This window comes from Nocardia takedensis NBRC 100417, from assembly GCF_000308695.1.
In the GTDB taxonomy this organism is placed as follows: domain Bacteria; phylum Actinomycetota; class Actinomycetes; order Mycobacteriales; family Mycobacteriaceae; genus Nocardia; species Nocardia takedensis.
In genome coordinates, this window is sequence record NZ_BAGG01000224.1 from 1 (window position 1) to 9,748 (window position 9,748).

Sequence of the window (9,748 nt, forward strand, 5' to 3'; positions counted from 1 at the left end):
GTTCTGTAGCCAGTGAGTGTTGTTGCTGAGGGGTGTTGTTACCCTTCGTGATTGAGGTGAACTGGGTGCTCGAAGAGCGTTGGCAGATGTACAGGTACGCCCGGAGTCGCACGGCCGATGGTGTGGCCGAGTTGCTCGGGAATGTGTTGCAGCGGGAGCATTTCGGCCACATGCCGGATGCAGGTATGCGGGATGGGCAGCGGTTCGTGATCGGTCCCGATGGCTTGCCGGATCTTCGCGTCAATTGGTATTTGGGATCGGCGAAGTGGCGGAGGATGGCGCGCACCACGCAGCGGGATTACGCGTACTCGCTGCTGGTGTGGTTGAACTATCTGGCCGCGATCGACTCGAATTGGTGGGATGTCGATGACGAGGTGGCGACGGAGTTCTTGTTCTGGCGGGTCACGGATCCGGCGAACGAGCGACCGGTGCGGACGGGCAGTTTCGCGCGTGATCTGGCCGGGTTGAAGAAGTTCTACATGCTGGCCGGGCGCCGCTTCGGTGTCGTCGACCCGTTCGCCGATGTGGAGCCGCCGCGGATCGTGAGGCACGCGGATGTGAAGTGGCTCGACCCGGGTGGCTACGAGCGGTGGCGTGATGTCGGGATCAGGGGGTTCGATCTGACGGGGCGCCCGGATCCGTGGTGGAGGGGGCGCAACGAGCAGCGGGATCGAGCGTTCGTCGATGGCCTGTACGGGAGTGGTCTGCGAGTGTCGGAGTGGGCGAGTGTGGCGCTGCCGGAGTTGCCTGCCTACGAGCGGCGGCGAGGGTTCTTTACCTGTGAACTCGCGGATGGATGCGCGAAAGGTGGTTACGGACACAAGTATTGGATCCCTCGCACCGCTTTGCGGACCGTGTTGACCTATGTCGAGGGAGCCCGAGCGGCGGCGGTGCGTCGTGCCCGAGCCGCGGGCCGCTATGAACGGGTCGAGGGCCTGAATGTCGTGGTGGAGGTCCACGGCACCCGGTCGGTGACGACACTGTCCGACGGCCGATATCGGCGTGAGCAGTGGAACGACGTGACCCCCGATACTCGGCTTCGTCTGTTTCGCCGGACTGCACTGGGCTTGGAACCGGTGGCGCTGTGGTTGAACGAGAACGGCCTGCCGCGTGACCCGGGAGGGTGGGAGCACACTTTCACCGCCGCCAATCAGCGGATCGAGTCGCTGGGCTTGGAGAACTTCAGCTGCACCGCCCATATGCTGCGGCACTCGTTCGCGCTGAGGTGGTTCGCGGTGGGCAAGCTGATCAAGTATTCCTGGCTGGGCCATCTCACCGCGGACGAACAGCGCGACTTCGGTGAGGAGGTCGGCGATGTCTGGCATCTGGTCCAGACGATGTTGGGTCACCGCACCGTGGAGACAACCCGCGACGTCTACCTGGAACCGTTTCGAAGCCTGGAGGTCGAGGCGTTGCTGGCCCATGCCGACGACTCTCTGGTCAAGGCGTTTATGGCCGATGTCTTCGCCGACAACCCGTGGGTTCGCACCGACCCGCTCGCGGTCACGCGGTGAGCCGCGGACGTCGCGCAGCCCTCCCGTCGCCCGTTGCTCGGACTCGTCATGGACTCGTGACCGACGAGGACGGGCGTCGGATCGTGCGCTGCTACAGCCAGGACGGCCGGGAGCACAAAGACCTCGACGTGTCGATACTGACGACGCCGGAAGCTCTGCGGGAGGCGTTGATCGCGGCGCTCGTCGCGCGCACGGCGCCCGGCGCTGGACTCACGACCACGCCTTCGTTCGAGAGCAGCTATCGAGTTCTGGTGTCCTTCGATCGTTACCTCGCCGGACTTGCCGCGGTCCCGCAGAGTTTGGCCGAGGTCGGCTCCGAGCAATTCGACGGATTCCATGACGACCGCGAATCCGCGGGGGTCAAGTCGATTCGGTGGCAACTGGCCGAGCTACGTCGGCTTCTGTTGCGCGCGAACGGCATCAGCGCCGCCCTGGCGGCTCGGCTGGCACAACCCCTCCCGCCCCTGCCCCCGAGCAAGCCCACGCACAGCTACACCAGGACCGAGCTGAAACGGATCGCCGAAGCGGCGAGAGCTACCTTGCGTTCGGCGGAGCGACGCATCCGCGCCAACAGCGAGTTGCTGGACCGGTTCCGGGCCGGGGACCTCGACGTCAGCACCGATCTCGATCTGCGACGCCGCCTCGAGATCCTCGACCATCTGGACCGGGTCGGCGACATCCCGCGCCGCACACGCTATTGCGGCAACCGCGTCTACGACGCGCCCGAGATATGGGTGATGCTGCGCGGCAGGATCAAGGACGTCGTCGGCTGGCTCTATCTGATGCCGGAGGAGATCGCGGCGGCTGCGGTGCTGTTCGGTGTCATGACGGGGCAGAACCCGGATGTGATCCGCACGATGAGCGCGGCGCATCACCGCGCCGACGGCGGCACCGGGGCGGGCACGGCGATCGTGGGTCTGCGCAAACCGCGCCGCGGGCACCGCGCCTACATGGATGTGGCGTTGTCGGAGGTCCCGGACTGGATCAGCATCCCTGACCAGCCGACCGATCTGTCGACCCGCGACACCCTGCACACGCCGTTCGGCCTCTACGTCCTGGTCCACGAACTGACCGCGCGGGCCCGGCAGTTCGCCGGCGGCGACCGCCTGCTGGTCGCGTACATGTCGTCCGGTGGTGGACGCAGCCTCAAAGGCCGTGGCTGGCGCGAGATGCCGCTCAACGGGACGCTGGTCAGTGCTCTGGGCAGAACCTGGAATCTGCCGTCGGATGAGGTAGATGCGGACGGTCGCCCGGTGCCGATGCGTCCGCTGAGGTTGGAAACGCTGCGGATGACCCATATCGAGCTGCACCAGAAGCCGGTCGCCCATACCGAACGGACCGCGGCGACTCGCTATCTGGTCCGCAACCGCGGCAACATCAACGACTACCGCAAGGTCGTCGCCGACACGCTGACCAGCGAAGTGGCCAAGGCACGAGCCCGCTCGACGATCGCCACGATGACCACCGAGCAAGTCACCCACGCCAGCGAAAACCTGGACCGGGCCGCCGAAGAGATGGGTTTGGAGCCTGTCGTACTCGAGCGGATGCTCGCCGGCGAACTGGATACCGTGCTGGCCGCGTGCACCGACAACGACAACGGCCCCTACACCCCGCTGGGCCCGTGCCGAGCGTCGTTTCTGCTCTGCTTGGACTGCGAATGCGCCAGGGCGCTGCCTCGCCATCTGCCGTTGCAGGTGATCGTCCATGACCGGCTCGCGCAACGACGCGAGCAGATGAACGCGCTGCACTGGGCGCAGCGTTTCGCCGGGCCGCACGCCCAACTGGCCGATCTGCTCGAACAACACGACCGCGTCGCCGTCGAGGACGCCCGCACCAGCGCGGGCGCCGCCGAACACGCACTCGCGGACCGCCTGCTGAACAGGGAGCTCGACATCCGATGACCTCTGCGGAACTCATCACCTTCGATGAACCGACCGGGATTGCCCACGGACTGCCCGACGGCACGACATGGCCTGACGCGCACACACTGGTGCTGGCGAATCGGCAGATCAGACCGGACGTCGACCCGGCCCGGCTGTCTCGCTTCGCTGATGATCGCTGGGACCTCAATCCCGCGATCTTCGAGGACCACGCACGCTCACAGTCCCTCAATTTCGAGGTCGTCGCCGAACCACTGCGCCAGGCGGCCAAGCACTACCTCTGGCAGCTGATCAACCATTCCCGAGCCCGCACCATGCGCCAGTCGGGCAGCCGCATCGCGATCCATACGATCGAGATCCTGTTCTACGGGGCGTTGCAGCATGTCCTGAACTGGTTCGCCGAGCAGGGGATCACCCAGTTCTGCCAGGTCACAGACGAGATGCTGTGGGACTACCTCGACGCACTCGACCAAGACCGCGTCGCGGTCGCTCAACGCTACCGACGCATCACCGAGATCCGGCGGCTCTGGACACACCGGGAGATCCTGCCGTCCGCGCTGCGGCTGCCGCAGGCGCCGCCCTGGGATGGTGAGGACACCCAGGACCTGCTCGAACAACGCCGTGGGGACCGCGAGAACCGCACCAAACGCATCAGCGAGCACACGATGCAGGCTTTGCTGGGCTGGGCGGTGCGTTTCGTCGAGGACTTCAGCAACGACATCGTGCTCGCGTGGGACGAGCACCGCAGATTGTTGAACCTGCGCCCGGAACACCTTCGCGGCAAGCACTCCCGACGCCCGCGCGGCGGGCTCCAAGACGCGGTCGCGAACTACCTCGACCGGCTGCGGGAACGCGGCGAGCCCCTACCCGGCAAACGCCGCGACGACGGAACCCTGGAACCGGCCTGGCGCCACATCGCCGCCCAACTGCGCTGCGCGCCCGCGTTCCAGTCCACTCCCTCGGGCCGCATGATCACCGACTCCGGGTTGCCCATCGGTGAACACATCTACCTCGACACCGCCATCACCGCTGACCTGGACGGGCAGCCGTGGCATCCCCGGATCACCATCGATCAGATCCCCCTGCTGGCCCGGCTCCTGCAAACCGCCTGTTTCGTGATCGTGGCCTATCTCTCCGGTGCCCGGGTCGGAGAGGTCCTCAACCTGCGGCGTGGCTGCGTCAGCTTCGACGCCGCCGCAGGGCTGTGGCTGATAGAGGGGCTCTACTTCAAGGGCGCCGAGGACGAGGACGGGAACAAGATCCCGCACGGCGCGATACGCGAAGAACCCTGGGTGGTCATCGAACTCGTCGCCCACGCCGTGGAAGTCCTCGAACGGTTGCACGAGAGCCATCTGCTGTTCCCGAACCGGCTCAAGCCGAGAAACATGGGCCCAGAAATCAAACGGCGTGGCGAGGCACGCTCCGACCGACTCATAGCAGTCGATCTCGCCGAGTTCACCGCGTGGGTCAACGAGTACTGCCGCGGCAGGGACCGCACCGATCTCATCCCGGCCGACCCGGGCGGGCCGATCGCCGCCAGCCGTTTCCGGCGCACATTGGCGTGGTTCATCCGACGCAGGCCGCGAGGACTGATCGCCGCCTCGATCCAATACGGCCACACCCATACCCGAATGCTGCAAGGCTACGCGGGGTCCTACGAGGCCGGATTCCTCGACGACTACGCCTTCGAGGACTGGCTGTTCCGTATGGAAGGCATCGCCGAGGACGAACAGCGCCTGCTCGCCGGTGAACACGTCAGCGGACCAGCCGCCGACGCCTACCGCTACCGTGTCCACGCCGCGGCTCGCGAGTTCGCGGGCCGCGTCCTGCACCGCGAACGAAACGTCCGCGACCTGCTCGGCAACCCTGTCCTCCAGATCCATCACGGCGAGGCGATCACCTGCGTCTTCGACCCCGCCACAGCGGCCTGCCAGCTCAGAGGCACCGCGGATGACCCCATGGTCACCCCGGACACCGACGACTGTCGACCCCGCTGCCGCAACATCGCCCGCACCGACCGCGACATCGCCCGCGTCCAGGAAGCGGCCGAGGAACTGGCCGAGATCATCGACGATCGGCTGACCCCACCCATCCGTCACGCCCGCGAACGCCACGAACTCGACCGGCTCCTCACCATCATCGACGACCACCGATCCGGAGTCCCGCAGTGAGCGTCCTGTCCTTCGCCGGGGAGACCGATCCGGTTCGCCGTGACATCATCGCGGCCATCAATCGCCTGCTGGCCGGTACTCCGCGAAGGTCCCGAGGGCGACTCAACATCTCCCAACTCGCCGTCGAGGCCGACGTCAAACGATGGCGCCTCACCCATCAGCACACCGACCTCAAAGACCGGTTCCAGACCGAGATCGCGCACGCGGAATCCAAACAGGCAGCAATCATCCGATCCGCCGAGGACTACGAAGACCTCAAACGCAAACACGCCGAACTGAACCGCCACTGCCGTGACCTGGAACGGCGTTTGGAGGTATACGCGGTCGCCCTCAACCAACTCGCTTCGGAGAACGCCGCCCTAGCCGACCGCGACGCCGCCAAACTCAGAACGCTGCCACGAGGACGTCGGTCAAATCTCTGACGCTTCAGTGACTTCGATGGTTTCGCGCCAGTCCACTTCGCGCGGAAACAAACCACCGAATCCGGACTCGACGCCGCTCGTCGACTCGCGGCGCATTGTCCGGCTCAGGCAACGCTGCGGATTTCCTGAACACCCAGCCGCGGGGCCGGGCTTGGGACAGAAATGTTCGTCTCCACCCACTCCCGGCCCTACGGCCAGGACTACGGCCGGGGTGTCGGGAGAAGTTCGGTGAGGAGATCCTCGACGTGGGCACGGATCTGGTCGCGGATGGTTCGTACCGCGGTGATGTCCTGCCCGGCGGGGTCGTCGAGTTTCCAGTCGCGGTAGTCGACACCGGGGAAATACGGGCAGGCGTCCCCGCAGCCCATGGTGATCACGACGTCGGAGCTCGCGACGGTGTCCGGGGCGAGGATCTTCGGGGTCTGGGCGGTGATGTCGATGCCGAGTTCGGCCATCGCCGCCACCGCGACGGGATTGATCGACTGTGCGGGTGCGGTGCCCGCGGAGCGGACCTCGACCCGCTCGCCCGCGAGGTGGGTGAGGAAGCCGTGGGCCATTTGGGAGCGTCCGGCGTTGTGGACGCAGACGAACAGCACACTGGGGGTGGATTGCACTGGGGTGGTGGGCCTTTCAGGCGACGGTGATGTCGAGTTCGGACAGCAGGACCCGCACGCGGGTCTCGATGTCGTCGCGGATGGCGCGTACGACCTCGATGGGCTGGTTGTCCGGGTCGGGCAGTTCCCAGTTCTCGTAGCGGCGGCCGGGGTAGATCGGGCAGGCATCGCCGCAGCCCATGGTGACGATGACCTCGGCGGCTCGCAGGATCTCCTCGGTCCACGGTTTGGGGAATTCGCGGGTGATGTCGATGCCGATCTCGGCCATCGCCGCGACGGCGACGGGGTTGATCTCGGCGCCGGGTTCGGAACCGCCGGACCAGGCGATGGCGTGCTCACCGGCGAGGTGGGTGAAGTATCCGAGGGCCATCTGGGAGCGTCCGGCGTTGTGGGTGCACAGGAACAGCACCGTCGGTGTGCCGACGAGGGCTTTGCCCTCGACCTTGGCCAGGGCGAGCAGGCGTTGGCGGGCGAAGCGTTCGGCCAGCAGCGGCAGGAAGTTCAATACCGTGGCGTGGGAGGCGAATTGGTTGAACGAGGAGTTGAGGAACTTCTCGATCGTCTCGACGCCGAAGGTGTCGGCGAACTCGCGCTGCAACCGGGTCGCGGCGGTCTTGAGGGCAAGTTGGTGGTCGATGGTGAGTACGTCGCGGTCGAGGTCGGCGTGGGCCAGGGGGTGGTGCTCAGTCATCGGTGACTCCGTGTCGAATTCGAATCGGTGGTGGTGGGGTGAGGGATGACGATGTCGTCGGCGACCGCGGCGGCGGTCGCCGGATACAGCAGCGCGACCAGCCCCAACCCGATCCCGGCGCCGAGGATCTGGGCGGCGACGAACCCGGGAGCGGAGGCGGGGGCGATTCCGGCGAAGGTGTCGGAGAACACGCGCCCGACGGTAACGGCGGGGTTGGCGAAGCTGGTCGAGGAGGTGAACCAGTACGCGGCCCCGATCCACGCGGCGACCGCGACCGCCGAGAGCGCGGCGCGGCCGGTGCGGGCCAGGGCGAAGATGACCAGGATAAGCCCGGCTGTCGCGACGACCTCACCGAGCAGATGCCCGCCGGTGACCCGGTGGTGAGTCGAGATCTCGACGGCTGGCCGGTCGAACATGGCGTTGGCCAGGATCGCGCCGGTGATCGCGCCGAGGGTCTGGGCGGCGATATACCCGCCGAGCACGGCGCCGGGAAGGCCGGTGCCGTGGCGGCGTCCGGCCACCCAGTCTGCCACGGACACGACGGGATTGAAGTGCGCGCCCGAGACCGGGCCGAACACCAGGATCAGTACCGCGAGCCCGAACACGGTCGCGGTCGAGTTCTCCAACAGTTGCACCCCGACATCGCCGGGTGAGAGCTGCTGGGCGGCGATCCCGGACCCGACCACGACCGCCACCAGCAGCGCGGTGCCGACGAACTCGGCGACCAGTCGGCGTATCGGATCGCTCACCGGGTCACCGTCGCGGCCGGGACGGTGGCATCGAGCAGCCGCGACAACTGCGCGAACGCGGCCGGTTCGATCCGGTAGTACACCCACGACCCCCGCCGCTCACTACTGAGCAGTCCGGCTTCGCGCAGCACCTTCAGGTGGTGGGAGATGGTCGGCTGGGAGACCTCGAACCCGGCGGAGATGTCGCACACGCAGGCTTCGCCCCCGGCGTGGCTGGCCACCAGCGACAACAGCCGCAACCGCACCGGATCGGCGAGCGCCTTGAACATCGCGGCGAGCTCGGCGGCGGCCGGGACGGTCAACGGCCGCCCGACCAACGGGGTGACCTCACACCCCGGTGAGGTCACATCCGTCAACGGCAACGACTTAGACATAGGTCGATATTGATCGATGTCTAATCCGCAGGGCAAGCGAACACCCGGTGAACACCCGCACTCAACGGGGCGCGAAGGGCTCAGCAGCAGCTCGCACCCGAGGCCACGGCCTTCTCCTTCGCATCGGCGCCACAGCACGCGCCCTCGGCCGCGGCCTGCTCGGCGGTGCCGCAGCACACCGCGACGGCTTCGGCGTCGGACGCGGTCTCACCGGAGGCGAGCACCGGGGCGGTGCCGAAGTCCTCGGTGTCGGCGAGCACGGTGTAGACCTCCCAGCGTTCGGTATCCGGTGCGGTGACCCACACCTTGTCCTGGGTGGCGAAGCAACACGTGGTCGCGATCTGCTCCTCGGTGAACAGTCCCGCCTTCGACAGGCGGTCGATCTCGGCGTGGACCTCCTGCGAGGTTTCGACCTCGACTCCGAGATGGTTGAGGGTGCCGCCCGCGCCGGTGTTCTCGAGCAGCACCAGCTTCAGCGGCGGCTGTGTGACGACGAAGTTCGCGTAGCCGGGCTTGCGTTTGGCCGGTTCGGTGCCGAACAGCGTCGAGTAGAACGCGACCGCGGTGTCGATGTCGTCGACGTTGAGGGCGAGCTGGATTCGGGACATGACCATACCTCCGAGTTGTGAGACATATATCGAAGAACCTTGCGGGTTCGAGTCTGCCCCACTACTTCGACATATGTCAACAAGGTGGGTAGGGTGGGACTCATGCCCAAGGCGTTACCCGTGATCGACATGTCCGCCCCCGTCTGCTGCGCCCCGGTGGCCGCGGGCCCCGTCGACGACGCCGCCGCGCTGGAGGTGGCGCTGCGGCTCAAAGCCCTCGCCGACCCGGTCCGGGTAAAAATCGTGTCCCTGCTGCTGAGCAGTCCCGGCGGGGAGGAGAACGGCGGCGACCTCGCCGCGGCGGTCGCGGTGTCGGAATCGACTGTCTCCCATCACCTCAAAGTGTTGCGCGAGGCCGGGCTCGTCACTTCCGAGCGGCGTGGGATGAACACCTTCCACCGTGGCCGCCGCGACGCCCTGGCCGCGTTGTGCGTGGTCCTGGACCCGAACTGTTGCCGCTGACCATCCCGGCGACCGCATCGGGGCACGGTCGATCCGACTGGGTGCCCGTGGCCGCACACCAGGGGCGGTCGGGCACTCTGTCGGGCCGAGTGTCGATCGTGCGCCGCAATGTCGCGTAGCCGCTGAGCGCCACAGCACAAGAACTCGAAAACCCCCGCCCTGCAACAGCCTTGTTGCCGTCCCCCTTCCGAGCCTGCCGAAGGGGCCTGCAATAATTCCACGAACAAGTTAGCCCTCTGCTCCACTCCCACTGGCGGAAGAAC

General features: G+C 66.8%; 10 protein-coding genes. 5 read left to right on the forward strand and 5 right to left on the reverse strand.

Annotated features, from left to right (window positions below; all coding sequences use genetic code 11):
* The first annotated feature begins 65 nt into the window (after positions 1-65).
* Genes ON30_RS39530 through ON30_RS40745 form a run of 4 tightly spaced genes read left to right on the forward strand, consistent with a single transcriptional unit; the run spans position 66 to position 5,987 of the window.
* The gene (locus ON30_RS39530; RefSeq protein WP_157183889.1) at positions 66-1,514 is read left to right on the forward strand and encodes a site-specific integrase; all 1,449 of its coding nucleotides are present in this window, start codon (positions 66-68) and stop codon (positions 1,512-1,514) included.
* A 56-nt stretch (positions 1,515-1,570) separates the two neighbouring features.
* The gene (locus ON30_RS28440) at positions 1,571-3,415 is read left to right on the forward strand and encodes a hypothetical protein (protein WP_051030085.1); all 1,845 of its coding nucleotides are present in this window, start codon (positions 1,571-1,573) and stop codon (positions 3,413-3,415) included.
* Positions 3,412-5,565 (forward strand): hypothetical protein, encoded by a 2,154-nt coding sequence (locus tag ON30_RS28445; protein ID WP_051030086.1) that lies wholly within the window; start codon positions 3,412-3,414, stop codon positions 5,563-5,565. The genes ON30_RS28440 and ON30_RS28445 overlap by 4 nt, the downstream gene beginning before the upstream one ends.
* On the forward strand, positions 5,562-5,987 hold the full coding sequence (locus tag ON30_RS40745) for a hypothetical protein (RefSeq protein ID WP_218006318.1): 426 nt from the start codon (positions 5,562-5,564) through the stop codon (positions 5,985-5,987). Before ON30_RS28445 ends, ON30_RS40745 begins: the two co-directional genes overlap by 4 nt.
* 200 nt (positions 5,988-6,187) lie before the next feature.
* Here ON30_RS40745 and ON30_RS28455 read toward each other — a convergent pair whose 3' ends face one another.
* From ON30_RS28455 to ON30_RS28475, 5 genes are all read right to left on the reverse strand, one after another.
* Positions 6,188-6,601, reverse strand: a complete 414-nt coding sequence (locus tag ON30_RS28455; RefSeq protein WP_040712220.1) for an arsenate reductase ArsC — start codon at positions 6,599-6,601, stop codon at positions 6,188-6,190.
* A 16-nt stretch (positions 6,602-6,617) separates the two neighbouring features.
* Positions 6,618-7,292 (reverse strand): arsenate reductase ArsC, encoded by a 675-nt coding sequence (locus ON30_RS28460; RefSeq protein ID WP_040712223.1) that lies wholly within the window; start codon positions 7,290-7,292, stop codon positions 6,618-6,620.
* Positions 7,289-8,041, reverse strand: a complete 753-nt coding sequence (locus ON30_RS28465; RefSeq protein WP_040712226.1) for an aquaporin — start codon at positions 8,039-8,041, stop codon at positions 7,289-7,291. Before ON30_RS28465 ends, ON30_RS28460 begins: the two co-directional genes overlap by 4 nt.
* Positions 8,038-8,415, reverse strand: a complete 378-nt coding sequence (locus ON30_RS28470) for an ArsR/SmtB family transcription factor (RefSeq protein WP_040712228.1) — start codon at positions 8,413-8,415, stop codon at positions 8,038-8,040. Before ON30_RS28470 ends, ON30_RS28465 begins: the two co-directional genes overlap by 4 nt.
* Positions 8,416-8,495: 80 nt before the next feature.
* Entirely contained in the window at positions 8,496-9,023 is a 528-nt protein-coding gene (locus ON30_RS28475) for an ArsI/CadI family heavy metal resistance metalloenzyme (protein ID WP_218006319.1), read from the reverse strand.
* Between the two features lie 102 nt (positions 9,024-9,125).
* Between ON30_RS28475 and ON30_RS28480 the strand changes: the two genes are divergently transcribed.
* Positions 9,126-9,485: an Rv2640c family ArsR-like transcriptional regulator gene (locus ON30_RS28480; protein ID WP_040712230.1), complete on the forward strand. Its 360-nt coding sequence runs from the start codon at positions 9,126-9,128 to the stop codon at positions 9,483-9,485.
* Positions 9,486-9,748 lie beyond the last annotated feature (263 nt).